Here is a 25224-nt window from a genome sequence, read left to right as displayed (position 1 = left end):
TCCGCCGCACGCGCCGTTGTCGGTGGCCGAGGCTAGCGTGAGTAGTGCGGAGCCCGACGACGAGCCCGGAGGCAGGACGGTGGCCGTGCGCAGCAATGCCCTCAAAAAGCGGGAGAAGCCGACAATTGGCTAAGCGCTTGCTCGTTCAGGTCTTGTGTCCACGTGGGGCGCGTTCCTAGCATCACTGGTGTTACATCAGTTGTGTCATACCGATGGGGGCTGGATGACTACGGCGACGACGCCCGGGCGGCACGGCCCGCTCACCGGTGTGCGCGTGATCGAGCTGGCCGGTATCGGCCCCGGCCCGTTCGCCGCCATGCTCCTGGCCGACCTCGGCGCCGACGTTGTCCAGGTCTGTCGCCCCGGCGGCAGCGCCCTCTCGATCGACCCCGCCTTCGACATCACCAACCGCAACAAGCGGTCCGTGGTCGTCGACCTCAAGGCCCCCGACGGTCCCGCGCGTGTACTCGACCTCGCCGCCCGGGCCGACATCCTCGTCGAGGGCAACCGCCCCGGCGTCGCCGAGCGGCTCGGCGTCGGCCCCGGGGACTGCCACGCCCGCAACCCCGCCCTCGTCTACGGCCGCATGACCGGCTGGGGCCAGGACGGCCCGCTGGCCCAGCGCGCCGGGCACGACATCGCGTACATCGCCCTCACCGGCACCCTCGGCCTCATCGGCGAACCCGGCCGCCCACCGGCCGTCCCCGCCAACCTCCTCGGCGACTACGCGGGCGGCGCCCTGTACCTCGTCGTGGGCGTTCTCGCCGCCCTGCACCACGCGCGCGCGACCGGCACCGGCCAGGTCGTCGACGCCGCCATCGTGGACGGCACCTCCCACCTCGCCGCGATGCTGCACGGCATGACCGCGGCCGGCGGCTGGCAGGACCGGCGCGGCGCCAACCTCCTCGACGGCGGCTGCCCGTACTACGGCACCTACGAGACCGCCGACGGCAGGTACATGGCGGTGGGCGCCCTGGAGCCGCAGTTCTACGACCGCTTCCTGGACCTGCTGGGCCTGCCGGACTTCGCCGACGCCCGCAAGGACTGGACCCGCTGGGGCGAACTGCGCGAGGCGGTCGCCGCCCGCTTCGCGTCCCGGACCCGGGACGAGTGGACGGCCGTCTTCGAGGGCACCGACGCGTGCGTGGCCCCCGTCCTGTCCCTGCGCGAGGCCCCGCACCACCCCCACCTCGCCGCCCGCGGCACCTTCACCGACCACGACGGCATCACCCAGCCCGCGCCCGCGCCCCGTTTCTCCGCGACCCCCACGGCCGTACGCACCGGGCCCGCCCGGCCGGGCGCCGACACCGCCGCGGTGGCCCGCGACTGGGACGTACCGGATCTCGTGAAAGGCGCCGAATGACGGCCCGAACGGAAGGCCCCCGATGAAGCGGCAGCTCTTCGCCCCCGAGCACGACGCGTTCCGCGCGACCGTGCGCGCCTTCCTGGCCAGGGAGGTCCTGCCGTACTACGAGCAGTGGGAGAAGGACGGCGTCGTCTCCCGCGAGGCCTGGCGCGCGGCCGGCAAGCAGGGCCTGCTGGGGCTCGCCGTGCCCGAGGAGTACGGCGGTGGCGGCACCCCCGACTTCCGCTACAGCGCGGTCCTCGCCGAGGAGTTCACCCGCGCGGGCACCCCCGGACTCGCCCTGGGCCTGCACAACGACATCATCGGCCCCTACCTCACCTCGCTCGCCACCGACGAGCAGAAGCGCCGCTGGCTGCCCGGCTTCTGCGACGGCTCCCTGATCACCGCCATCGCCATGACCGAACCCGGCGCGGGCTCCGACCTCCAGGGCATCCGCACACACGCGGAGGACCGGGGCGACCACTGGCTGCTGAACGGCTCCAAGACGTTCATCTCCAACGGCATCCTGGCCGACCTCGTGATCGTCGTCGCGAAGACCACCCCCGAGGGCGGGGCCCGGGGACTGTCCCTCCTGGTCGTCGAGCGCGGCAGCGAGGGCTTCGAGCGCGGCCGCAACCTCGACAAGATCGGCCAGAAGGCCCAGGACACCGCCGAACTGTTCTTCCACGACGTGCGCGTGCCCAAGGAGAACCTCCTGGGTGAGCACAACGGCGCCTTCGTGCACCTGATGACCAACCTCGCCCAGGAGCGCCTGAGCATCGCCGTCGCCGCGATCGCCGCCGCCGAACACCTCCTGGAGATCACCACCGCGTACGTCAAGGAGCGCGAGGCCTTCGGGCGGCCGCTCGCCACCAAGCAGCACATACGGTTCGAGGTGGCCGAGATGGCCACCGAGTGCGCCGTCACCCGCACGTTCCTCGACCGCTGCATTGAGGATCACTCGGTCGGGCAGCTCGACGCCGTCCACGCCTCCATGGCCAAGTGGTGGGCGACCGAGCTCCAGAAGCGCGTCGCCGACCGCTGTCTGCAACTGCACGGCGGCTACGGCTACATGAGCGAGTACCCGGTCGCGCGGGCCTTCACCGACGGCCGGATCCAGACCATCTACGGCGGTACGACCGAGATCATGAAAGAGATCATCGGCCGTTCCCTGCTGAGCTGACCCTCATTCGAAAGGCTTCCCCGTGAGCACCGAAGCGTACGTGTACGACGCGATCCGCACCCCGCGCGGCCGCGGCAAGGCGAACGGCGCCCTGCACGGCACCAAGCCCATCGACCTGGTCGTCGGACTCATCCACGAGATCCGCGCCCGCTTCCCCGGCCTGGACCCGGCCGCGGTCGACGACATCGTCCTCGGCGTCGTCGGCCCGGTCGGCGACCAGGGCTCCGACATCGCCCGGATCGCCGCGATCGCCGCCGGGCTGCCCGACACGGTCGCCGGCGTGCAGGAGAACCGCTTCTGTGCGTCCGGCCTCGAAGCCGTCAACATGGCCGCCGCCAAGGTGCGTTCGGGCTGGGAGGACCTGGTCCTCGCGGGCGGCGTCGAGTCCATGTCCCGGGTGCCGATGGCCTCCGACGGCGGCGCCTGGTTCAACGACCCCATGACCAACCTCGCCGTCAACTTCGTGCCGCAGGGCATCGGCGCCGACCTCATCGCCACCATCGAGGGATTCTCCCGGCGTGACGTCGACGAGTACGCCGCACTCAGCCAGGAGCGGGCCGCCACCGCCTGGAAGGAGGGCCGCTTCGACCGGTCCGTCGTCCCCGTGAAGGACCGCGCGGGCCTGACCGTCCTCGACCACGACGAGCACCTGCGCCCCGGCACCACCGCCGACTCCCTGGCGGGGCTCAAGCCGTCCTTCGCGGACATCGGCGACCTGGGCGGCTTCGACGCCGTGGCCCTCCAGAAGTACCACTGGGTGGAGAAGATCGACCACGTCCACCACGCGGGCAACTCCTCCGGCATCGTGGACGGCGCCTCGCTCGTCGCGATCGGCTCCCGGGAGGTCGGCGAGCGCTACGGCCTGCGCCCCCGCGCGCGGATCGTCTCCGCGGCCGTCTCCGGCTCCGAACCCACCATCATGCTCACGGGTCCCGCGCCCGCCACCCGCAAGGCCCTCGCCAAGGCCGGCCTGACCATCGACGACATCGACCTGGTCGAGATCAACGAGGCCTTCGCGGCGGTCGTCCTGCGCTTCGTCAAGGACATGGGTCTCCCGCTGGACAAGGTCAACGTCAACGGCGGCGCGATCGCCCTCGGCCACCCGCTCGGCGCGACCGGCGCGATGATCCTGGGCAGCCTCATCGACGAACTGGAGCGCCAGGACAAGCGATACGGCCTCGCCACCCTCTGCGTCGGCGGCGGCATGGGTATCGCGACGATCGTCGAACGCATCTGACCCCCGCCCACGGATACGACGGATCACACGGAGCACTTCCACATGAGCACTCAGTCCACGACCATCCGCTGGGAACAGGACCGCACCGGCGTCGTCACCCTCGTCATCGACGACCCGAACCAGTCCGCCAACACCATGAACCAGGCGTTCCGCGACTCCCTCGCGGTGATCACCGACCGCCTGGAGGCCGAGAAGGACACCATCCGCGGTGTCATCATCACCTCCGCCAAGAAGACCTTCTTCGCCGGCGGCGACCTGCGCGACCTGATCCGGGTCACCCCCGAGACCGCGCAGGAGCTCTTCGACGGCGGTCTCGCGATCAAGCGCAACCTGCGCCGCATCGAGACCCTGGGCAAGCCGGTGGTCGCCGCGATCAACGGCGCGGCCCTGGGCGGCGGTTACGAGATCGCGCTCGCCTGCCACCACCGCATCGCCCTGGACGCCCCCGGCTCCAAGATCGGCTGCCCCGAGGTCACCCTCGGCCTCCTCCCCGGCGGCGGCGGAGTCGTCCGTACGGTCCGCCTCCTCGGCATCGCCGACGCCCTGCTGAAGGTCCTCCTCCAGGGCACCCAGTACGCCCCGCAGCGAGCCCTCCAGAACGGCCTGGTCGACGACGTCGCGAGCACCCAGGACGAACTCCTCGCCAAGGCCCGCGCCTTCATCGAGGCCAACCCCGAGTCCCGGCAGCCCTGGGACAAGCCCGGCTACCGCATCCCCGGCGGCACCCCCGCCAACCCGAAGTTCGCGGCCAACCTGCCCGCCTTCCCTGCGAGCCTGCGCAAGCAGACCAACGGCGCCCCCTACCCGGCCCCGCGCAACATCCTCGCGGCCGCCGTGGAAGGCGCCCAGGTCGACTTCGAGACCGCGCAGGTCATCGAGGCGCGCTACTTCGTCGAACTGGCGGCGGGGCAGACGTCCAAGAACATGATCCAGGCGTTCTTCTTCGACCTCCAGGCGGTCAACTCCGGCGCCAACCGCCCCCAGGGCATCGAGCCCCGCCAGGTCCGCAAGGTGGCCGTGCTCGGCGCGGGCATGATGGGCGCGGGCATCGCCTACTCGTGCGCCCGCGCGGGCATCCAGGTCGTCCTGAAGGACGTGACTCCGGAGGCGGCGGCCAAGGGCAAGGCCTACTCCGAGAAGCTCTGCGCCAAGGCGGTCTCCCGCGGCCGTACGACCCAGGAGAAGGCGGACGCGCTGCTGGCCCGCATCACCCCCACCGCCGACCCCCAGGACCTGGCCGGCTGCGACGCGGTCATCGAGGCCGTCTTCGAGGACACGGCGCTCAAGCACAAGGTGTTCCAGGAGATCCAGCACATCGTCGAGCCGGACGCGCTGCTGTGCTCCAACACCTCGACGCTGCCGATCACCGCGCTCGCCGAGGGCGTGGAGCGCCAGAACGACTTCATCGGACTGCACTTCTTCTCACCGGTCGACAAGATGCCCCTGGTCGAGATCATCAAGGGCGAGCGGACGGGGGAGGAGGCGCTGGCCCGCGCCTTCGACCTGGTCCGTCAGATCAGGAAGACGCCGATCGTCGTGAACGACTCGCGCGGCTTCTTCACCTCCCGCGTGATCGGCCACTTCCTCAACGAGGGCGTCGCGATGGTCGGCGAGGGCATCGAGCCCGCGTCGGTCGAGCAGGCGGCGGCGCAGGCGGGCTACCCGGCGAAGGTCCTCTCCCTGATGGACGAGCTGACACTTACCCTCCCGCGCAAGATCCGCAAGGAGACCCGGCAGGCGGTGGAGGAGTCCGGCGGCACCTGGACGCCCCACCCCGCGGAGGCGGTCATCGACCGCATGGTCGACGAGTTCGGCCGCACGGGCCGCAGCGGAGGCGGCGGCTTCTACGACTACGACGACGACGGCAAGCGCGTCGCCCTCTGGCCGGGCCTGCGCGAGCACTTCACACGGGCGGGCTCGGAGATCCCCTTCAGGGACATGCAGGAACGCATGCTCTTCTCCGAAGCCCTGGACACGGTCAGGCTCCTGGAGGAGGGCGTGCTGACCTCGGTCGCCGACGCCAACATCGGTTCCGTCTTCGGCATCGGCTTCCCGGGCTGGACCGGCGGCGTCCTCCAGTACATCAACGGCTACGAGGGTGGCCTGCCGGGCTTCGTGGCACGCGCGCGTGAACTGGCGGACCGGTACGGGGAGCGCTTCACGCCACCGGCACTGCTGGTCGAGAAGGCGGAGAAGGGGGAGCGGTTCGGGGACGCGTGACATCGACGCGCCGCACGCCGGGCGGGGCCGCAGGAGACTCCGGCCCCGCCGGCGTGCGAGACCGTACCGCTGAGCGACACGGTCCCCTTGCCGCCCCGCCCCGGCTCCCCGACGCTGACGTGCGAGCCGCTCACACCTCCCGCCCCCCACGAGGAGCCCCCATGGGTCAGCGTCCCGCCCTCGCCGTCCTGGACATCCTCCGAGACGAGGGCGTGGACCGCGTCTTCGGCAATCCGGGCACCACGGAACTCCCCTTCCTGGCCGCACTGGCACAGACCGACAACGCGCCCGAGTACGTCCTCGGAGTCCACGAGGGCTCCGTGGTGGCCATGGCCGACGGCTACGCCCGGGCCACCCGCCGCCCCGCCTTCGTCAGCCTCCACATCGCGGCCGGACTGGCCAACGGCCTCATCGGCCTCCTCAACGCCCGCCGCTCCCGCACCCCGCTGGTCGTCACGGCGGGCCAGCAGGACCGCCGCCACCTCCAGCAGGACCCCATGCTCTCCGGCGACGTCATCGGCCTCGCCACCCCCGCCGTGAAGGCGGCCTACGACGTCCAGCACGCCCGGGACCTCCCCCTCGCCCTGCGCCGGGCCTTCGCCCTGGCCCGGCGTCCGCCCGCGGGACCGGTGTTCCTGTCCCTCCCCATGGACCTCCTCCAGGAGGAGACGGAGCTGGAGATCCCGGCCCGCACCCCCGCACCCCCGCAGGGCCCGGCCCCCGGCATCGAACGCGCCGCGGCCCTTCTGGGAGCGGCCGCCCGCCCGGTGATCGTCGCCGGCGACGGCGTGGCCCGCGAGGACGCCCTGGGCGCACTGGTCCGCACGGCCGAGAGCTGCGGGGCCACCGTCCATCACCAGCCCATGGCGGACGCCCTCGACTTCCCCACCACCCACCCCCTGTACGCAGGCATGCTCCCGCCCCGCCACGACGAGATCCGCACCGCCCTCGCCCCGTACGACACGGTCCTGATCGCCGGCGCCCACGCCTTCACCCCCCACCACTACACCCCGGGCCCCGCCCTGCCGCCCGGCCTCACCGTCCTCCAGCTCGACTCCGACCCCGACGAGATCGGCCGCAACTTCCCCGCCGACACCGGCCTCGTGGGCGCCCTCGCCCCGTCCCTGCACCGGCTGGCGGACCTGCTCCGCGACCAGGTGCCCGAGCACACCGTGAAGGCCCGCATCCTGCGCGCGGGCGAGCGGCACACCGCCGAACGCGATCGCGCCGAGGCCGCGGCCCGAGCCGCCTGGTCCGCGGCGCCCCTCGCCCCGTTGGCAGCCGCCCACGCCGTGGCGAGCGGCCTCCCGGCCGACGCCGCCGTCGTCGAGGAGGCCATCACCGTCGGTCTCCTGCTGCGCCGGCACCTACGGCTGGAGAAGCCCGGCAGCTACACCCACACCGTCGGCGGCGGCCTGGGCTGGGGCATCGGCGCCGCCGTGGGCCGTTCCCTCGCCGAACCCGGCCGCCCGGTCGTGGCCGTCCTGGGCGACGGCAGCACCCTCTTCGGCCTGCAGGGCCTGTGGAGCGCCGCCCGCCAGAACACCCCCGTCCTGTTCGTGGTGATGAACAACGGCGTCTACCGCACCCTCCAGGACACCTACCGGGCCATGGGCATCGACGGCACCTGCCCCGGCACCGAACTGGGCCCGCTGGACTTCACCCGGGCGGCCCGCTTCTTCGGTGTCGAGGCGGTACGCGCCGAAAGCGCCGCCCAGGTGCGCGACCTGGTGGCCGGAGCGGGCAGCCTCTCCGGGCCGCTCCTCGTCGACGTACCGGTGCAGGGATAGCGCAGTCACCGCACCCCACGTCTTGTCACCCGGCCCACGCGGCCCGATCATCGGTCCATGACGGACGGACCACCGCCCAAGTCGGTGCTCGCCCGCGGGGCCGCGCTGCTGCGGGCCTGCGGGGAGTCCGACACCGCGATCTCCCTCGCCCAACTCGCCCTGCGCACCGGTCTGCCGAAGCCCACCGCGCACCGGCTGATCGGAGAGCTGGTCAGGCTCGGTCTTGTCGAGCGGACCCCCGAGGGCGACTACCGCGTGGGGCTCGCCCTGTTCGTGCTGGGCCAGTCGGCACCGTCCGTGCGCGAACTGCGGGACGCGGCACTGCCGTACCTCGGCGATCTGCACGAGGCGACCCGGGAGAACGTGCACCTGGCCGTCCCGGACGGCGCCGACACCCTGTTCCTGGAGAAGGTCACCGGCCGCCGCGCCACCCCGATCGTCTCCCGCACCGGAGGCCGGCTGCCCGCCCACTGCACCGCCACCGGCAAGGTGTTCCTCGCCCTCGACCCCCGCCCACCGGGCCGCGCGCTGCTCCGGCTGACCCCGCGCACCCTGGTCCTGCCCGGCCAGCTAGCCCGCGACCTCGCCCGCACCCGGGCCCGCGGCTACGGCGTCAACCTGGAGGAGGCCGAGATCGGCGTCTCCGCGGTCGCCGCCCCCGTCTACGCCGGGGGCCCGGGTTCCCGCCCGGTCGCCGCGATCTCCGTCACCGGCGGCACCCGACGGCTCGACATGAACCGCACGGGGGAGCGGGTGTGCGCGGCGGCAAGGGCACTGACCAGGGCCTTGTCGGCCTGAACGGACCGTGCCCCGGTCCGGCACCCGCGGGCCGGTCACCCCGAGGGGGAGACCCCCTGCTGCATGGCCACCGCCAGCGCATGCTCCGTCAGCCGCTCCCCGTGCACCTCACCGGCCAGCCGCCCCCGGACGAACACCAGCACCCGGTCGCACACCTCGGTCAGCTCCGCGAGATCCGTGGACGCCAGCAGTACGGCCGCCCCGCCCGCCGCCAACTCCCCGACGACCCGGTGCATTTCGGTCCGTACGCCGACATCGACGCCCCGGGTCGGATCGTCGAGGACCACGATCGTCGGTTCCGTCGCCAGCCACTTGGCGAACACGACCTTCTGCTGGTTGCCGCCGGACAGCCGCGCCACCGGGTCGTACGGGCCGCCCCGCAGCCGCAACCGTCTCGTCAAGTCCTCTGTGTCCCGCACGAGTTCGGATCGCGACGGCATGTGACCGCCCCGGCCGAGCGCCAGCCAGCTCACCGAGGTGGTGTTCTCCCACACCGTGCGGTCCAGCATCAGCCCGTACCGTTTCCGGTCGCTCGGCACGAAGGCCACGCCCGCCCGGACCGCGGCCCGCAACGAGCGCGGCCGCCCGCGCCCGCCGATGTCCACCCGGCCCGCGGAGACCTCCGCGCGCCCGCACACCACCGCCAACGCGTCGAGATGGCCCGCCCCTTGCAGCCCGGCGACCCCGGCCACCTCACCCGCCCGCACGGTGAAGGTCACGTCGGCCAGCCGCCCCGGCACGCTCACCCCGGACAGCACCACCGGCGGCGGCAGGTCCAAGGCCGCCGCTCGCGTGCGTCGCGCCGGCTGCTCGGGCCGCCCGCCCAGCATGGCCGTCACCAGCTCGGGCACGTCCACGTCCGCGCGGCGCGCCCCCGCGAGAGCGACCCGCCCGTCCCGGAGCACGGTCACGCGCTGCGCGATCCGCATGACCTCCTCCAGGAAGTGGGTGACGTAGAGGACGGCGATCCCCCGCGCGGTGAGCGTGCGCAGCACCCTTTCCAGGCGTTCGACGGCGGGGGCCGGGAGCGCGGAGGTCGGCTCGTCCAGGACCAGCAGCCGCGGCTGCCGCAGCAGCGCTCGCGCGATCTCCGTCAACTGCTGGTCCGCGAGGGGGAGTTCGCCGAGCTCGGTGCCGGGATCCACCTCCAGTCCCAGCTCCGCCAGGACCGGCCGGGCGGCCCGGTCCATGGCGCCCCGGTCGAGCAGCCCCAGGCGACGCGGCGGGCCGTGGGGGAAGAGGTTCTCGCGGACGCTGAGGTCGGGGAAGAGGCTGAGCTCCTGGGACACGGTGGCGATCCGGGTGCCCTCGGCGGTCCGTATCTCCCCGTCGTCCGGGGCGAGCGACCCGGACAGGATCCGCACCAGCGTGGACTTGCCCGCCCCGTTCTCGCCGACCAGCGCGTGCACCTCGCCGCCGCGCAGCCGGATGCCGGCTCCGTCCAACGCCCTTGTCGCGCCGTATGACCTGACCAGGTTCCGGGCCACCAGGATGTCGCCGTACGTCATCTCAGCGGGCGTCCTTCAGCGGCTTCAACTGGGCCTCCTGGTCCCCGAGGAGCTTGTCGATCGTCGGCTTGTACCAGTCGTAGGCCGCCTTCGCGGACTTCTGCCGGGCGATGATCCCGGCCACGTTGGAGGAGTCGACGATCCCGCCGGGGGAGAGGAACCAGCCGTCGGGCAGCTTGCCGTCCTTCTCCCGCACCGCCTCGATCAGCATCGCGGTGGACAGATAGCCCTTGAGGAAGTGCTGCGGGTCGATGGTGACGAAGTTCGAGCCGTCCGCGACCGCGTCCAGGGTCTTGGGGTCGACGTCGAAGCCGGCGGTCAGCCATGTGCCGTGCTCCGCCTTCTTGATCTTCGCGAGGTTGTAGCTGTCCGCGTCGCCCACGCCGAGGAACGCGAGCGCTTTCGGGTGCGCATTGACCTGCGCAGACCAACTGCTGTAGTTCTGCCCGGGATCGCTGTACGTCTGGAAGGGGCCGACGATCTTCACGTCCGGCGCCTCCTTCGCGAAGGTGTCGGAGATCCCCTTCGCCCGGTTGTCCAGCACCGGCGTCCCGGGGTTCGGCACACCGATGGCGACCTCGCCCTTCGGGTCGTCGCCGAGCCGCTTCAGCGCCTCCTTCGCCATCAACTCGCCCAGCGCGTAGTTGTCGTTGCCGACGTAGAAGCCGACCTTGGAGCCGTCGGTGGGGGAGGTGTCCAGGGCGACGACCGGGATGCCCCGGTCGACGGCCTGCGCCGCGGGCCGGGTGAAGATCGGCGGGTCGAGGTTCTCCAGGACGATGCCGTCCTTGGCCCGGGCGGTCAGGTTCTGGAACAGCTGCACCTCGGCAGGCCCGTCCGTGTTCGGTGGTCCCACGGCCTTGAAGTCGACGTCTCCCGCGTGGCTCGCGGCGCTCTGTGCGCCGAGCACCATCTCGTGGGCGAAGTTGAGGGAGATGTTGGCGACGGCGATGCCCATCTGCAGCTTCCCGCCCTTGCCCGGGTCGCTGTCGCCGCAGCCTGCGGCACCGAGCAGCAGCAGCGCGCCGAGGGCTGCGGGCACCGTACGGAATCGGGGATGCATCACGGCCTCCAACGGCTCGGGTGTGCCTCGGGCTCTGCTCACTTGCGACGGCGTCCGGTACGGCGCAGCGCGCTGTCGGCCGCGACCGCGACGAGGATGACCCCGCCGGTCGCGAACGACGTCCAGTTGATGGGGACTTCGAAGAACACGAGCCCGGCGGCGACGACCGACAGGATCATCGCCCCGGCCACCGCGCCGACCACCGAGCCCCGGCCGCCGGCCAGCGGGGTGCCGCCGATGATGCAGGCGGCGATGGCCTGGAGCTCGTAGCCCTGGCCCAGGGTCGGGTCGCCGGCGCCGTAGAAGGCGAGAGCGAGCGCGGCCGCGCACGCCGTGGTCAGTCCGGACAGGGCGAGGGCCTGGACCCGGGTGCGGACGACCGGGATACCACTGAACAGGGCCGCGTCCGGGTTGGAGCCGATCGCCCGCACCCGGGCCCCGAACCGGGTGCGGGCGAGCACCACGGCCAGCACCACGACCACCGCGAGCAGCACCCACAGCGCGAACGGCACCCCGCCGGGATCCCCGCCGGCGAAGGTGAAGAACGAGTCGTCCAGCGGCAGATCGGTGATCTGCTTGCCGTCGGCGAGGGCGAGCCCGACTCCCCGGAAGAGCAGGAGCGTGCCCAGGGTCACGATGAACGACGGCAGTGCCAGGACCGTCGTGACCACCGCGTTGAACACCCCCGCGGCGATGCCGGTGACCAGCACCACCGGCACGGCCAGCCAGGGCGCCGTCCCGTCCCGGATCAGCAGCGCCCCGACGACCAGGCACATCGCGTAACTGCCGCCCACCGACAGGTCGACCTCGCGCATGGCGAGCGCGAAGACCATCCCGCACGCCATCAGCGAGATGTAGACCGAGTTGTGGGCCGTCGACAGCAGGTTGCCGGTGTCGAGGAAGTCCGGGTACGGGATGCCGATCCCGGCGATCAACAGCCCGAGGACCAGCAGGACACCGAGTTCGTCCCGCACCAGGCGACGCGGCAGCGTACGCGAGCGGCGCGGCCCGCCGCCCTGTTCGCGGGCGCGCTCGGCGTCGTCCACGGCACGCTCGGTCTCGGTCATCGGGCACGGCTCCCGTAACAGGCGGCTGCCGGCATCGCCCCGGTGGCTGTCGGCATCGACCCGCAGCGTCGAGCCCACGGCCCCGGGCGGCAACAGGGGCGTTCCAGCGAGTGGAATGCGTTCTTGCCCAGCGGCCGGCGGGTCATCACACTCGGCGCATGAAGACGCGTACCGCCCTGGTGACCGGAGCGGCGCAGGGCCTCGGGCAGGAGTTCGCCGTCGCGCTCGCCGGGCGCGGCTACCGGGTCGCGGGGCTCGACCTGGAGCCGCAGCCGCAGACCGCCGCACGGGTCCCGGACTACGTCGAGCTGGTCGGGGACGCCGGCGATCCCGGGACCGTGGAGAAGGGACTGCGACGGATCGTCGACGAGTGCGGCGCCCTGCATGTGGTGGTGAACAACGCGGGTGTCTACCCGGCCAAGCCGTTCGAGGAGACGACCCTCGAGGACTGGCGCCGGGTCATGCGGGTCAACCTGGAGGCGCCGTTCCTGGTGACCCGCGCCGCGCTGCCGTATCTCAGGGCGGCGGGGTGGGGCCGTATCGTCAACATCGCCTCCGCGGCCGTCCTCACGGCACCGCCGACGATGGTTCCGTACGTCGCCTCGAAGATGGGCCTGATCGGCTTCACCCGCTCGCTCGCCGCGGCCGTCGCGTCCTACGGCATCACGGTCAACGCCATCGCGCCCAGCATGGTCCGCACCGCGACGGCCGAGCGGACGGTGGGCGCGGACGGCGGCTTCGAGCAGGTGCGTTCCGGGCAGGCCGTCGAGCGGACCCAGGAACCGGCCGACCTGGTCTCGACCCTGCTGTACGTCGTCGACGAGGGCAGCGACTTCCTGACCGGGCAGACCCTCAACGTGTCAGGGGGTTCGTCCTACCTCTGACGTCCACTCCCGCAGCTCCTCCTTCAGGGACCTCTGAAAGGCCGTCAACAGGGCCTGCACGACCAGGGGTTCCATGTGCGCGGACAGCGACTTCACGTCCTGCGCGGCGCGTTGGGCCACCTCGCCCCGGAACAGCTGCGACAACTCGTGCGCGGCGGCCCGGGAGTGCTCGATGAGCACCTTCCGCGAGGCGAGGATCGCCTCCTGGGACAGCGGCACGTCGAGCAGTGCGACGCCGAGCCGGAGCAGGCCCAGGTCGACGCGGTAGCCGTCGCCGTCCCGCCGTACGACGTCCATCGCGGCGAGCCGTTCCAGGTCGTCGTCGCTCAGCGCCCGCCCCGCCCGCCGCCCGAGCTCCTCGCGCGTCACCCGCTCCACGACCTCCGGGGCCCAGGAGGCCACCACGGCCCGGTGGATCGCCAGGTCGTGGGCGCTCAGGCCGGCCGGGAGCTGCTGCAGGTACCGCTCGATCGCCGTCAGCGTCATCCCCCGGTGCTGGAGCTCCTCGATCAGCGCGAGACGCGCCAGGTGCTCACGGCCGTAGTGACCGACCCGGCGCGGACCGATCACCGGCGGCGGCAGCAGCCCCCGGGTGCCGTAGAAGCGGACGGTGCGGACCGTGACCCCCGCCCGCGCGGCCAGCTCGTCGACGGTGAAGGTCTGCTCCTCGGCACCGGGGGAGGGGTCGGTCGTCATGTGCAGCAGTATCGCTGTCTCACCACTGCTGTGACACCCGGTCGGGGGACCCTTTCCGATCATGTCGGCCGCCGACCGCTGTGACGACCGCCACCGCGTGAGGAGTCGTTTCATGGGCATGCGACCCCTCGCCTGTGCCTGTCACCAGGAGGTACGGGCCGACGCACGTCCGGAACCCGAGCGAGGCCCGCCGGGGCGCACCAGAGAGTGGATCCACCGTGAGCAAGGACGCCGTGCACTCGGCACAGGCCGCCTCCCGCACCGACGTGGCCCAGGTGCCCGCCGACGCGGGCGACGCCGGCTACAGCAAGGACCTCAAGGCCCGCCACGTCAACATGATCGCCATCGGCGGCGCGATCGGCACCGGCCTCTTCCTGGGCGCCGGAGGGCGCCTCCACACCGCGGGCCCGGCGCTGGCGCTGGCCTACCTGGTGTGCGGCGCGTTCGCCTTCTTCGTCGTCCGGGCCCTGGGCGAGCTGGTCCTGTACCGCCCCTCCTCGGGCTCCTTCGTGTCGTACGCGCGCGAGTTCCTCGGCGAGAAGGGCGCGTACGTCGCCGGCTGGATGTACTTCCTGAACTGGTCGACGACCGGCATCGCCGACATCACCGCGATCGCGCTCTACACGCACTACTGGAGCCTGTTCACCGACATCCCGCAGTGGACGCTGGCCCTGATCGCGCTCGCCGTGGTCCTCGCCGTGAACCTGATCTCGGTGAAGATCTTCGGCGAGATGGAGTTCTGGTTCGCGATCATCAAGGTCGCCACGCTGGTCGGCTTCATGCTGATCGGCATCTTCCTGCTGGCCACCCGGCACGAGGTGGGCGGCGGCACACCCGGCCCGAGCGTGATCACCGACAACGGCGGGGTCGTCCCGCACGGTGTGATGCCGGTCGTCCTCGTCATGCAGGGCGTGATCTTCGCGTACGCCGCCCTCGAACTGGTCGGTGTCGCGGCGGGCGAGACCGCGGAGCCGGAGAAGGTCGTCCCGCGCGCGGTGAACTCGATCATGTGGCGGGTGGGCCTGTTCTACGTCGGCTCGGTCGTTCTCCTGGCCCTGCTCCTGCCGGGCTCGGTCTACTCCGCCGACGAGAGCCCCTTCGTCACGGTCCTGTCGAAGATCGGCGTCCCGGCGGCCGGTGACGTGATGAACCTGGTCGTCCTGACGGCCGCGATGTCCTCGCTGAACTCGGGCCTCTACTCGACCGGCCGCATCCTCCGCTCCATGGCGACGGCGGGCTCGGCCCCGAAGTTCACGGCCCGGATGAACCGCAGCCAGGTCCCCTACGGCGGCATCCTCCTCACCTGCGCGGTCTGCGTCCTGGGTGTGGTTCTCAACTACCTCATGCCGAGCCAGGCCTTCGAGATCGTGCTGAACGTCGCCTCCCTCGGCGTCATCAGCACCTGGGTGATCATCATGATCTGCCACCTGGTCTTCGTCCGCCGCGCACGCTCGGGCCTGGTCACCCGCCCCTCCTTCCGGCTCCCGTTCAGCCCGGTCACCGAGCTCACCACGGTCGCCTTCCTCCTGGCCTGCCTGGGGATGATGTGGAACGACCCCGAGGTCGGCCGCAAGACGCTCCTGCTGATCCCGCTGATCGCGGTCCTCCTGGTGGCCGGCTGGTTCGGCGTCCGCCGCAGGGTGCGGCGGACCACGGACCGGGAACTGACCGACCTCACGGACTGAGGAGGGGCCACTGTCAGTGGTGGCCTCTACGGTGGCGTCATGGGGGAGATCACGTACATCCGGGGGGCTGGGGCAAGGGCTTCGTCGTGGCGGTGTCACGGCGATGGCCGGAACCGGAAGCCGCCTACCGGGCCTGGCACCGGGGGCGCGCCTCGAACGACTTCGGGCTGGGCGCCGCGCAGTTCGTGCAGGTCGAGCGGTATGTCTGGGTGGCCAACCTGGTGGGACAGCGGGGCATCCGGACGGGCAGCAAAGGCGTCCCGGTCCGCTACGAGGCCATCGACGAGGCCCTGAGCCGGGGTGGCCGACAAGGCCGTGGAACTCGGCGCGTCCGTGCACATGCCGCGGATAGGGTGCGGTCTGGCCGGAGGCAGGTGGCCCCGTGTCGAGCCGCTGATCGTCGAGCGGCTGGTGCGGCGGGGCATCGAGGTCACCGTGTACGACCACGGGGAGGCCGGGAGCTGACCAAGAACCCCCTGCACCGCGACCACGGCATCTCGCTCACCGCCGTACCCCGGCCCGCCGGCACCCACGCCTCCACCGTGCCGTCGACCGAGACGGACGCGGTCACCAGGGACACACTCCGCACCCGCCCGGCCGCTCCCGCCCAACCACTCCCGCCGAGAGGCAGACCGCCGGACAGGCCCTATCCGCCGTGCACGTCGTTCGTCGCCGCGATCCTCTTCCACGACCTCGGCTGCGCCGGAGCCTCCGCGGACCGCGCGATCGCCGCACCCCGCGCCGCAGGCGTCCCCGGCTTCGACGGCTGGAACAGCCATGTGTCGAACAGCGCGGCCAGCGGCCGACCCGACACCTCCTCGGCGTACTTCTGGAAGTCGGCCACCGAGGCGTTGCCGTAGGCATGCTTCTGCGGCCACCCCTTCAGCACCGTGAAGAACGCCTCGTCACCGATCTCGTTCCGCAGCGCCTGGATGGCCAGCGCACCCCGGTCGTAGACCGCGATGTCGAACTGGTTCTCCGGCCCCGGATCACCCGGCCGCACGGTCCAGAACGCGTCGTCGGCCGGGTGCGAGGCGTACACGTAGTCGGCGAGTTCCTGTGCCGTGCCCTCGTCCTCGTGCTCGGACCACAGCCACTGCGCGTACCGCGCGAAGCCCTCGTTGATCCAGATGTCCTTCCAGCCGCTCACCGACACCAGGTCGCCGTACCACTGGTGGGCCAGCTCGTGCACGACCACCGAGGTGTTGGAGCCGTTCGCGAACTGGCGCGGGCTGTAGAAGGGCCGGGTCTGGGTCTCCAGCGCGTACCCGGTGTTCGTGTTCGGCACGTACCCGCCGAGCGCGTCGAAGGGATACGGCCCGAAGTACGAGCTCAGCCAGTCGGCGATCTCCCCGGTCCGCTCGACACTGGCCCGCGCGGCACCGTCGTTCGCCCCCAGGTCCTTGCTGTAGGCGTTGACGATCGGGATCCCGCCGTCGGTCGTGCCGGTCGTGAGGTCGAAGCGGCCGACGGCCAGCGTCGCCAGATACGTGGCCTGCGGTTTGTCGGAGCGCCAGTTCCAGCGCGTCCAGCCGAGGCGCGAACTCGTCGACTGGAGCGTGCCGTTGGAGATGGCCTGGCTGCCGTCCGGGACCAGCACCGACACGTCGTAGGTGGCCTTGTCGAGCGGATGATCATTGCTCGGGAACCACCACCAGGCGGCCTCGGGCTCGTTCGCCCCGACCCCGCCGTCCGGAGTGCGGTGCCAGCTGGTGAAGCCGTACGCCTGCTTCGACGAGGGCACTCCGCTGTAGCGGACCACGACCGTGATCGCGGTGCCCTTGGCCAGCGGCGACTTGGGCGTGATCTCCAGTTCGTGCTCGCCCGACGTGGTGAAGGACGCCTTCGTGCCGTTGACCCGCACCTCGCTCACATCGAGGAGGAAGTCCAGGTCGAAGCGGGACAGATCCTGCGTGGTGCGCGCGAGGAGGGTCGCCGTGCCCTCCAACTCGTCCGTCGACGGCTGGTACTTGAGCCGCAGGTCGTAGTGCGAGACGTCGTAGCCGCCGTTGCCGTAGTCCGGGTAGTAGGGGTCGCCGATGCCCGGCGCGCCGGGGGAGAAGCTCGCCGCCGACGCCGGGACCGCCAGCATCAGGGAGGCCGCCGCGAGGGCGCCCGGTGCGATGAGTCTGCGGTGCACGAGAACTCCAAGTCGTGGGGGGACCAAGTCGGTTCGCAGCCTATTCACCACCTGTGAGCTGGATGTGTCCACGACCACCCCTGTCACACGATCGCCATTCGGCCGACATGGTCTCAAGGGGCCCTCTTTTGCACGGGAGTTGACCGCAGTACCGTCCGCGCATGCCGAAAAGCACGCGCTTCATGATCTGGAGACCGCTCGCGACCGCCCTCGCGGCCACCGCCGCCCTGCTGGCGACCTTCCTCGCACCCGCGACCGCACAGGCGCAGACCCACCCGGCCCCGCGGGAGAGCCAACCGATCTACTCGTACGAGAACGCCGTCCGCGAGTCCGTCTGGGTGGACACCCGGCTCGACGGCGACGGTGACGGAAAGACCGACCGCGTCGCCGTCGACATCGTCCGGCCCCGCGAAGCAGCCCAGAGGGGCCGCAAGGTCCCGGTCATCATGGACGCGAGCCCCTACTACTCCTGCTGCGGGCGCGGCAACGAGAGCCAGTTGAAGACGTACGACGCGAACGGCCGTGTCGTCCAGATGCCGCTGTTCTACGACAACTACTTCGTGCCCCGCGGCTACGCCTTCGTCGGCGTCGACCTGGCCGGAACCAACCGCTCCGACGGCTGCGTGGATGTCGGCGGGCGCTCCGACATCCAGTCCGCGAAGGCCGTCGTCGACTGGCTGAACGGCCGGGCCACCGCCTACACGACCCGCACCGGAACCCAGCAGACCAAGGCCGGCTGGACCAACGGCCGCACCGGCATGATCGGCAAGAGCTGGGACGGCACCATCGCCAACGGCGTCGCCGCCACCGGCGTGAAGGGTCTGAAGACCATCGTCCCGATCAGCGCCATCTCCACCTGGTACGACTACTACTTCTCCCAGGGTGCCCCCCTCTACGACTCCGGGCCCGACTGGCTCTCGGACTACGTCGACAGCCCCGACGCCCGCGCCAAGTGCGCCGCCGTCCAGCAGAAGCTCGTCGACCAGGCGCCCCGCACCGGCGACCTGACCCCGCTGTGGACCGAGCGCGACTACGTGAAGGACGCGCGCAAGGTGAAGGCCAGCGTCTTCCTCGTGCACGGCATGCAGGACCTCAACGTCCGTCTCCAGCACGTCGGTCCGTGGTGGGACGCCCTCGCGAAGAACGGCGTCCAGCGCAAGATCTGGCTCTCCCAGACCGGCCACGTCGACCCCTTCGACTTCCGCCGCGCGCAGTGGGTCGACACCCTGCACCGCTGGTTCGACCACGAACTCCTCGGCTACGACAACGGCATCGACCGCGAGCCCATGGCCGACATCGAACGCCACCCCGACCAGTGGGTCACCTCCACGTCCTGGCCCCCGCGCGGCACGTCGGCCACCACTCTGCGTCCGGCGAAGGGCGCTCAGCCGGGCGTCGGAACCCTCGGCCTCACCAAGGACAAGGGCACCGAGACCTTCACCGACGACCCCGCGCTGAGCGAGACCGACTGGGCCGCCCGGATCGACACCTCGACGCCGGGAAAGGCCGGCTTCACCACCGGCACTCTCACCGGCGACCTCCGCCTGTCCGGCGCCTCGAAGGTGACCGTCACCGCGACCCCCACCACCTCGACGGCCCACCTCTCCGCCGTCCTCGTGGACCTGGGCCCCGACACCATCCGTGACTACGCGGCGAGCGGGGAAGGCATCAGCACCCTGGCCGACCGCACCTGCTGGGGCCTGAGCACCACCGGTGACAGCGCCTGCTTCAAGGAGACCCGGGCCAGGACCGCCGCCGTCGACTACACGGTAGTCAGCCGCGGCTGGGCCGACCTCGGCACCTACGCCGACGCCGGGAAGGGCGTCCCGCTCACCCCGGGCAAGGCCTACACCATCACCCTCGACCTCGGGGCCACCGACCACGTCGTACCGGCGGGCCACCGGCTCGCCCTGATCGTCGCGGGCACCGACAAGGACCTCATCGACCCGCCGTCCACCCGGCCCACCCTGACGATCGACCTGGCCCGCACCTCGGCCCGGGTCCCGCTGGTCGGCGGCGCCGCCGCCTTCGCGCACGCGACGAAGGCCGCCCGGACCGCCGTACCGCAGGAGGCCGGAGCGCTCGACGGGCTCCGGGCTCCGCGCACCGCCCACCGTGTCCCGGAGGGCGGATGAGCCGTCGCGCAGCCGGTGCGGGAGCCCGACACCGGCTGGTGAATCGGCTCTGATCTGCGGCATCTGTGGTAGGTCCTGGGGAACTGTGTGAAAACAGGCGTACCCGCCACCCCAGGGGAAGGTGCCGCAGATGACTGAAGACCTGAAGAAGAGAGGTGGCCGGGAAGGTCCCTTGGGCGTTCTCGGCCACCGCACCGACCGGGTGGTGTTCGGCGTCACCGCCGTCATCACTCTGGCCTTCGTGATCTGGGGCTGGGCGGCGACGGACTCCCTGGAGGACGTCTCCACCACCCTGCTGAACGGCCTGATCCACAACGGCGGCTGGGCCTTCATGCTGGCCGCCTCGTGCTTCGTGGTGTTCGCCCTGTGGCTCGCGATGAGCCGTTACGGCCGTATCCACCTGGGCGCCGAGGGCGAGGAGCCCGAGTTCAGGACCGTCTCCTGGGTCGCCATGATGTTCAGCGCCGGCATGGGCATCGGCCTGATGTTCTACGGCGTCAGCGAGCCGCTCTCCCACTACACGACCCCGCCGCCGGGCACGGATCCCGCCAACTCCGGGGAACGCATGGAGACGGCGATGGCCACCACCCTCTTCCACTGGACCCTGCACCCGTGGGCGATCTACGCGGTGGTCGGCCTCGGCATCGCCTACAGCACCTTCCGCAAGCGCAGGCGCCAGACCATCAGCGCCGTCTTCACCCCCCTCATCGGAGAGCGGCACGCCAACGGCGCCTTCGGCCGGGTGATCGACATCCTCGCGATCATCGCCACCGTGTTCGGCTCCGCCGCCTCCCTCGGCCTCGGCGCCCTCCAGATCGGCTCCGGCTTCCAGGAGCTGGACTGGATGAGCCACGTCAGCACCGGACTGCTCGTCGCGATCATCGCCGTACTGACCCTGGCCTTCGTGCTCTCGGCGGTCTCCGGCATCGAGCGGGGCATCCAGTGGCTGTCCAACACCAACATGGTGCTGGCCCTGGTCCTCGCGGTCTTCGTGTTCGTCGCGGGGCCCACGATCATCGTCCTCGACCTGCTGCCCACCTCGGTCTTCTCCTACCTCGGCGACCTGCCCCAGCTGGCCGGCCGCACCGAGGCGAGCGGCGGCAAGGGCGTCGCGGACTGGCTCGGCAGCTGGACCGTCTTCTACTGGGCCTGGTGGATCTCCTGGACGCCCTTCGTGGGCATGTTCATCGCCCGCATCAGCCGTGGCCGTACCGTCCGCCAGTTCGTCGGCGGGGTCATCCTGGTGCCCAGCACGGTCAGCCTGGTCTGGTTCGCGATCTTCGGCGGCACGGCCATGAAGCTGAAGGAGGGCGGCGCGCTCGGCGGCGAGGACACCCCCGAGGGCCAACTCTTCGCGGTGCTCCAGCAGTTCCCCATGGCCACCGTCACCAGCCTGCTCGTGATGATCCTGGTCGGCATCTTCTTCGTGTCGGGCGCCGACGCCGCGTCCATCGTGATGGGCACCCTCTCCCAGAAGGGCGCCCTCGAACCCGGCCGATTCGTCGTCGTGTTCTGGGGCGTGGTCACCGGAGCGGTCGCCGCCATCATGCTGCTCGTCGGCAGCGGCCAGGGCGACGCCCTCACCGGCCTCCAGAACCTCACCATCCTGGCCGCCGCCCCCTTCGTCCTCGTCATGATCGGCATGTGTGTCGCCCTCATGCGCGACCTGCGCCGCGACCCGGTCATCGTGCGCGGCGAGATGGGCTCCGAGGCCGTCGAACTCGCCGTGATCGAGGGTCACCGCAAGTACGACGGCGACTTCGGGATCCAGATCGGCCCCGGCCCCGGCACCGAGACGGAGGGCGACCCGCTGGGCCACGACCACGCCTGAGACCGGCCGACGCGCGGAGGGGAAGGGCACGACCGCCTCCTCCGCGCACCGATGTCAGGCCCTCTCCCTCCGCTCCCCCTTCGACCACGCGTACGCCGCCCGGGCCCGGTCGAGCCCCCGACTCCTCCTCGTCGGGCGGCCCGGCGGCCCGGCCGTAGCGGAATGCCCCATGCCGTGCGCAGACCTGCCCGAAGCCGGGAATACTCACACCATGTCTGCCGCCTACGCGACCTTCGGCCTGGCACCGGCGATGCGTGCCGGTGGAGTCCTCGCCAACGGTGACTTCCAACTGCACCGGGACTTCGTGGACTTCATCGTCGACAGCCGCCCGCTCCTCTTCCAGCTCTCCGACCTCGACGCCGTCTCCCCCCTTGCCTCCGACGTGCCGCCCGCGATCTTCACGGCTCACGTCCGCAGCCTCCTGGGCGAGACGGACGCCCCGCTGCCGGGCGGCCGTCACGTCATCTACGGCTGCCCCGAGTGCGCGGACCTGGCCTGCGGGGCCGTCACCGCCGTCATCGAGCGGGACGGCGACGACTTCATCTGGCGCGACTTCGCCTGGCAGACCGAGGAGACCGTGGACCTCCGCCTCAACGGCTACCACGGCATCGGCCCCTTCCGCTTCCAGGGCGCCGAGTACCGCGCGGAACTGGACTCCCTCCTCCAGGAGGAGACCCAGCGGGCCCGTCGCCGCGTCCTGCTCATCGGTGCCCGCGTCGCCGTTCTCGCCAAACTGGCCGCCGCCCTGCGCTCCATCGGCATCGGCGCCGACATCACCCACGGCGTGGGCGGGGTCCCCGCCGACGAACTGCGCGGCTACGGCGCCGTCGCCTTCGGCCGTGCGATCAGCGAGGAGGAACGTGCCGCCGTGCGCCGGTCCTTCGCCCGCGCGGGCATCGAGGTGGCCTACGTCGACGGCCTGGCCCCGATCGTCCCGCTGCTCGTGGCCCAGATAGAGCACGCCCTCGACCGCAGCCCCGTCGCACAGCGCCGGCTGATCAAGCTGGTCGCCGCCGACGGCGAGGCGGGCGTCGAGGTCACCTCGCCGTGCCGGGTGCGGCTGACGGCGTACCGCCTCGACCGGCTCTACCGCACCCACGCCCAGGAGGTCTTCGACGGCGTCCTGGAAGCGGGCCGGCACCGGATCGCCCTGGACGCCAGGGCAGTGAAGGGAGAGTCGTTCGTGGTGGCACGGACCTCGGGAAGCGTCCTGGTGGAGGCGATGGCCCGCTGAGGAGTGGGGGCCATGGCCCGGTGAGGAGGGGAGGCGGCGGGCGCTGAAAACCCGAGCACCGGCCGTCCCGTACGGCCATTAGGATCGGCGGTCTGATGACTGCCACCCTCGTCGCCAAGAACCTCGCCGCCGGCCACGGCGACCGCTCCCTGTTCAGCGGGCTCGACCTCGTCGTCGCGCCCGGAGACGTCATCGGCCTGGTCGGGGCCAACGGCGCGGGCAAGTCCACGCTTCTCAGGATGCTCGCGGGCCTGCTCGCACCCGAGGAGGGCGAGCTCAGGCTCTCCCCGCCGACGGCGACCGTCGGTCACCTCCCGCAGGAGCCGGAGCGCCGCCCGGGCGAGACCGTCCGGGAGTTCCTCGCCCGCCGCACCGGGGTCGCCGAGGCCCAGCAGGTGATGGACGACGCGACCCAGGCCCTGGTCGACGGGGCCCCGGGCGCGGACGACGCCTACGCCACCAGCCTGGAGCGCTGGCTCGACCTGGGCGGTGCCGACCTGGACGAACGCGCCGAGGAGGTCGCCGACTCGCTCGGCCTCGCGGTCGACCTGGACCAGCCGATGACCTCCCTCTCGGGCGGCCAGGCGGCCCGCGCCGGCCTCGCCTCCCTCCTGCTCTCCCGCTACGACGTCTTCCTCCTCGACGAACCGACCAACGACCTCGACCTGGACGGCCTGGAGCGTCTGGAGAAGTTCGTGAAGGGCCTGCGGGCCGGCACCGTCGTCGTCAGCCACGACCGCGAGTTCCTCACCCGCACGGTCACCAAGGTCCTCGAACTCGACCTGGCCCAGCAGCAGATCACCCTGTACGGCGGCGGCTACGAGGCCTACCTGGAGGAGCGCGAGGTCGCCCGCCGGCACGCCCGGGACGACTACGAGGAGTACGCCGACAAGCGGGCCTCCCTCCAGGACCGGGCGCAGATGCAGCGCTCCTGGATGGACAAGGGCGTCAAGAACGCCCGCCGCAAGGCGAACAACGACAACGACAAGATCGGCCGGAAGTTCCGCAGTGAGGCCAGCGAGAAGCAGGCCGCGAAGGCCCGCCAGACCCAGCGCATGATCGAACGGCTCGACGTCGTCGAGGAACCGCGCAAGGAGTGGGACCTGCGCATGGAGATCGCGGCGGCACCCCGCTCGGGCGCGGTGGTCGCCACGCTGCGGGACGCCGAGGTGCGCCAGGGCGACTTCGTGCTCGGCCCGGTCTCCCTCCAGATCGACTGGGCGGACCGGGTGGCGGTCACCGGAGCGAACGGCGCCGGCAAGTCGACGCTGCTGGCCGCCCTGCTCGGCCGGGCCGAGCTGTCCGCCGGCCAGGCCGCCCTCGGCTCCGGCGTCCTGATCGGCGAGGTCGACCAGGCCCGCCGGCTGTTCCACGGCGAGGAGTCGCTGCTCGACGCCTTCTGCGCGGCCGTCCCCGACACCGAGCCCGTGGAGATCCGGACCCTCCTGGCCAAGTTCGGCCTGAAGTCCGACCACGTCATGCGTTCGGCGGCGACCCTGTCACCGGGGGAGCGGACGCGCTCCGCGCTCGCGCTGTTGCAGGCCCGCGGGGTGAACCTGCTGGTCCTGGACGAGCCGACGAACCACCTCGACCTGCCGGCGATCGAGCAGCTGGAGTCGGCCCTGGACGCCTACGAGGGCACGCTGCTCCTCGTCACCCACGACCGCCGCATGCTGGACGCGGTGCGGGTGAACCGCCGCCTGGAGGTCACCGACGGCAAGGTGACCGAGCGCTAGTCCTGCCCGGCGGAGGTGCCCTGGGCCGTGATTCGCCGGGCGAGCGAGGGATAGTCGACGACGAGTCCGTCCTCGTCGAACAGGAGGTCGCTGCGGAAGTCGCCGGAGGCGAACCGCACCCGTCCGCCCGTGTCCGTCCGCTCCAGATGGGTGTAGACCTGCGGCGAGGGCCGTACGGACAGCTCGGGCACCGACACCCACGCCATCACGAACTCCCGCTCCCCGGGCGCCCGGTGGAGCCCGTGCCGCAGCACGGGCATGGTGTTGGTGAGCGGGCACAGCCCCAGATCGCAGTCGAGCGCCCCGTCGAGACCGGGCAGCGGCCGTCCGTCGGCGGCCCACCGGCCGTGTCCGTCGTGGGCCAGGTCCAGGGTGCGGGTCCCCGGCCCGGTCTCCGCCGTGACCACCAGCCGGCGGGTCACGAAGTCGTCGCCGGTCTCGAGCTCGTACGAGATCCAGTACGGCTCGGGCGCCACCCCGACCGCTCTGCCCCGCGCCCGCAGCGAGCCCTCGCCGAACTCCGCCCAGGCGGTCTCGTAGCCCCGGCTCTCGAACACTTCCCAGGTGACGGTGCGCGAAGTGACCATGCCCTTCACCCTAGGCGCCCTCGACCCTGGCGCCCTTCACCCTCGGCGTGCGGGAGGCGGTGTGCGCCTCCCGCACCTGCTGGTT

Annotated in this window: 18 protein-coding genes and 1 pseudogene; 13 read left to right on the top strand and 6 right to left on the bottom strand. The window is 71.7% G+C overall.

Translation table 11 applies throughout. From position 1 onward, the window contains the following. The first annotated feature begins 223 nt into the window (after nucleotides 1-223). The 6 genes from H295_RS0111225 (at nucleotide 224) to H295_RS0111200 (ending at nucleotide 8573) form a co-directional block, all read left to right on the top strand. Nucleotides 224-1363 carry a CaiB/BaiF CoA transferase family protein gene (locus tag H295_RS0111225; protein WP_028809257.1) on the top strand — a complete coding sequence of 380 codons (1140 nt, stop codon included), beginning with the start codon at nucleotides 224-226 and terminating at the stop codon, nucleotides 1361-1363. A 22-nt stretch (nucleotides 1364-1385) separates the two neighbouring features. Next, nucleotides 1386-2528, top strand: coding sequence for an acyl-CoA dehydrogenase family protein (locus H295_RS0111220; protein ID WP_020135457.1), 1143 nt, complete (start codon nucleotides 1386-1388; stop codon nucleotides 2526-2528). Nucleotides 2529-2550: 22 nt separating this feature from the next. Then, nucleotides 2551-3765 carry an acetyl-CoA C-acetyltransferase gene (locus H295_RS0111215; protein WP_020135456.1) on the top strand — a complete coding sequence of 405 codons (1215 nt, stop codon included), beginning with the start codon at nucleotides 2551-2553 and terminating at the stop codon, nucleotides 3763-3765. A gap of 42 nt (nucleotides 3766-3807) precedes the next feature. Then, entirely contained in the window at nucleotides 3808-5985 is a 2178-nt protein-coding gene (locus H295_RS0111210) for a 3-hydroxyacyl-CoA dehydrogenase NAD-binding domain-containing protein (protein WP_020135455.1), read from the top strand. A gap of 161 nt (nucleotides 5986-6146) precedes the next feature. Beyond that, nucleotides 6147-7775: a thiamine pyrophosphate-binding protein gene (locus H295_RS0111205; RefSeq protein ID WP_020135454.1), complete on the top strand. Its 1629-nt coding sequence runs from the start codon at nucleotides 6147-6149 to the stop codon at nucleotides 7773-7775. Between the two features lie 57 nt (nucleotides 7776-7832). Then, nucleotides 7833-8573 carry an IclR family transcriptional regulator gene (locus H295_RS0111200; protein WP_028809256.1) on the top strand — a complete coding sequence of 247 codons (741 nt, stop codon included), beginning with the start codon at nucleotides 7833-7835 and terminating at the stop codon, nucleotides 8571-8573. Between the two features lie 35 nt (nucleotides 8574-8608). Here the strand turns inward: H295_RS0111200 and H295_RS0111195 are convergent, their stop codons facing one another. Genes H295_RS0111195 through H295_RS0111185 form a run of 3 tightly spaced genes read right to left on the bottom strand, consistent with a single transcriptional unit; the run spans nucleotide 8609 to nucleotide 12211 of the window. Continuing rightward, nucleotides 8609-10081 carry a sugar ABC transporter ATP-binding protein gene (locus tag H295_RS0111195; RefSeq protein WP_020135452.1) on the bottom strand — a complete coding sequence of 491 codons (1473 nt, stop codon included), beginning with the start codon at nucleotides 10079-10081 and terminating at the stop codon, nucleotides 8609-8611. Nucleotide 10082: 1 nt separating this feature from the next. Continuing rightward, on the bottom strand, nucleotides 10083-11144 hold the full coding sequence (locus tag H295_RS0111190) for a sugar ABC transporter substrate-binding protein (RefSeq protein WP_020135451.1): 1062 nt from the start codon (nucleotides 11142-11144) through the stop codon (nucleotides 10083-10085). Between the two features lie 38 nt (nucleotides 11145-11182). After that, the gene (locus H295_RS0111185) at nucleotides 11183-12211 is read right to left on the bottom strand and encodes an ABC transporter permease (RefSeq protein WP_020135450.1); all 1029 of its coding nucleotides are present in this window, start codon (nucleotides 12209-12211) and stop codon (nucleotides 11183-11185) included. A gap of 158 nt (nucleotides 12212-12369) precedes the next feature. Between H295_RS0111185 and H295_RS0111180 the strand changes: the two genes are divergently transcribed. After that, on the top strand, nucleotides 12370-13095 hold the full coding sequence (locus tag H295_RS0111180; protein ID WP_020135449.1) for an SDR family NAD(P)-dependent oxidoreductase: 726 nt from the start codon (nucleotides 12370-12372) through the stop codon (nucleotides 13093-13095). Here the strand turns inward: H295_RS0111180 and H295_RS0111175 are convergent. Continuing rightward, a complete protein-coding gene (locus H295_RS0111175; protein WP_020135448.1) occupies nucleotides 13072-13791 on the bottom strand; it encodes a MerR family transcriptional regulator in 720 nt (239 codons plus the stop codon). The genes H295_RS0111180 and H295_RS0111175 overlap by 24 nt on opposite strands. Nucleotides 13792-14009: 218 nt before the next feature. On the opposite strand from H295_RS0111175, the gene H295_RS0111170 reads away from it, so the two are divergent. Then, entirely contained in the window at nucleotides 14010-15476 is a 1467-nt protein-coding gene (locus H295_RS0111170; protein ID WP_020135447.1) for an amino acid permease, read from the top strand. A gap of 86 nt (nucleotides 15477-15562) precedes the next feature. Next, nucleotides 15563-15941 (top strand): annotated as a pseudogene (locus H295_RS44980) (Appr-1-p processing protein). A 181-nt stretch (nucleotides 15942-16122) separates the two neighbouring features. Here H295_RS44980 and H295_RS0111160 read toward each other — a convergent pair. Continuing rightward, nucleotides 16123-17616 (bottom strand): M1 family metallopeptidase, encoded by a 1494-nt coding sequence (locus tag H295_RS0111160; RefSeq protein WP_020135445.1) that lies wholly within the window; start codon nucleotides 17614-17616, stop codon nucleotides 16123-16125. 161 nt (nucleotides 17617-17777) lie between these two features. Here H295_RS0111160 and H295_RS0111155 point away from each other — a divergent pair, with 161 nt between their 5' ends. From H295_RS0111155 to abc-f, 4 genes are all read left to right on the top strand, one after another. After that, nucleotides 17778-19751 (top strand): Xaa-Pro dipeptidyl-peptidase, encoded by a 1974-nt coding sequence (locus H295_RS0111155; RefSeq protein WP_020135444.1) that lies wholly within the window; start codon nucleotides 17778-17780, stop codon nucleotides 19749-19751. 130 nt (nucleotides 19752-19881) lie between these two features. After that, entirely contained in the window at nucleotides 19882-21582 is a 1701-nt protein-coding gene (locus tag H295_RS0111150; RefSeq protein WP_043217353.1) for a BCCT family transporter, read from the top strand. 211 nt (nucleotides 21583-21793) lie between these two features. Continuing rightward, nucleotides 21794-22816: a hypothetical protein gene (locus H295_RS0111145; protein ID WP_020135442.1), complete on the top strand. Its 1023-nt coding sequence runs from the start codon at nucleotides 21794-21796 to the stop codon at nucleotides 22814-22816. 95 nt (nucleotides 22817-22911) lie between these two features. Continuing rightward, a complete protein-coding gene (gene abc-f, locus H295_RS0111140; RefSeq protein ID WP_020135441.1) occupies nucleotides 22912-24552 on the top strand; it encodes a ribosomal protection-like ABC-F family protein in 1641 nt (546 codons plus the stop codon). On the opposite strand, the gene H295_RS0111135 is transcribed toward abc-f, so the two are convergent. Then, a complete protein-coding gene (locus tag H295_RS0111135) occupies nucleotides 24549-25139 on the bottom strand; it encodes a putative glycolipid-binding domain-containing protein (protein WP_020135440.1) in 591 nt (196 codons plus the stop codon). The genes abc-f and H295_RS0111135 overlap by 4 nt on opposite strands. Nucleotides 25140-25224: the final 85 nt, after the last annotated feature.

Source organism: Streptomyces sp. 351MFTsu5.1, from assembly GCF_000383655.1.
Lineage (GTDB): Bacteria > Actinomycetota > Actinomycetes > Streptomycetales > Streptomycetaceae > Streptomyces > Streptomyces griseorubiginosus.
The sequence above is the reverse complement of the archived record's forward strand: the minus strand, read 5'-3'. Positions and strand labels throughout refer to the sequence as shown.

Coding starts and splice junctions, on each gene's coding strand:
- H295_RS0111225 (WP_028809257.1), top strand. CDS start 224: ATGACTACGGCGACGACGCCCGGGCGGCACGGCCCGCTCACCGGTGTG.
- H295_RS0111220 (WP_020135457.1), top strand. CDS start 1,386: ATGAAGCGGCAGCTCTTCGCCCCCGAGCACGACGCGTTCCGCGCGACC.
- H295_RS0111210 (WP_020135455.1), top strand. CDS start 3,808: ATGAGCACTCAGTCCACGACCATCCGCTGGGAACAGGACCGCACCGGC.
- H295_RS0111205 (WP_020135454.1), top strand. CDS start 6,147: ATGGGTCAGCGTCCCGCCCTCGCCGTCCTGGACATCCTCCGAGACGAG.
- H295_RS0111200 (WP_028809256.1), top strand. CDS start 7,833: ATGACGGACGGACCACCGCCCAAGTCGGTGCTCGCCCGCGGGGCCGCG.
- H295_RS0111195 (WP_020135452.1), bottom strand. CDS start 10,081: ATGACGTACGGCGACATCCTGGTGGCCCGGAACCTGGTCAGGTCATAC.
- H295_RS0111190 (WP_020135451.1), bottom strand. CDS start 11,144: ATGCATCCCCGATTCCGTACGGTGCCCGCAGCCCTCGGCGCGCTGCTG.
- H295_RS0111185 (WP_020135450.1), bottom strand. CDS start 12,211: ATGACCGAGACCGAGCGTGCCGTGGACGACGCCGAGCGCGCCCGCGAA.
- H295_RS0111180 (WP_020135449.1), top strand. CDS start 12,370: ATGAAGACGCGTACCGCCCTGGTGACCGGAGCGGCGCAGGGCCTCGGG.
- H295_RS0111175 (WP_020135448.1), bottom strand. CDS start 13,791: ATGACGACCGACCCCTCCCCCGGTGCCGAGGAGCAGACCTTCACCGTC.
- H295_RS0111155 (WP_020135444.1), top strand. CDS start 17,778: ATGCCGAAAAGCACGCGCTTCATGATCTGGAGACCGCTCGCGACCGCC.
- H295_RS0111150 (WP_043217353.1), top strand. CDS start 19,882: ATGACTGAAGACCTGAAGAAGAGAGGTGGCCGGGAAGGTCCCTTGGGC.
- H295_RS0111145 (WP_020135442.1), top strand. CDS start 21,794: ATGTCTGCCGCCTACGCGACCTTCGGCCTGGCACCGGCGATGCGTGCC.
- abc-f (WP_020135441.1), top strand. CDS start 22,912: ATGACTGCCACCCTCGTCGCCAAGAACCTCGCCGCCGGCCACGGCGAC.
- H295_RS0111135 (WP_020135440.1), bottom strand. CDS start 25,139: ATGGTCACTTCGCGCACCGTCACCTGGGAAGTGTTCGAGAGCCGGGGC.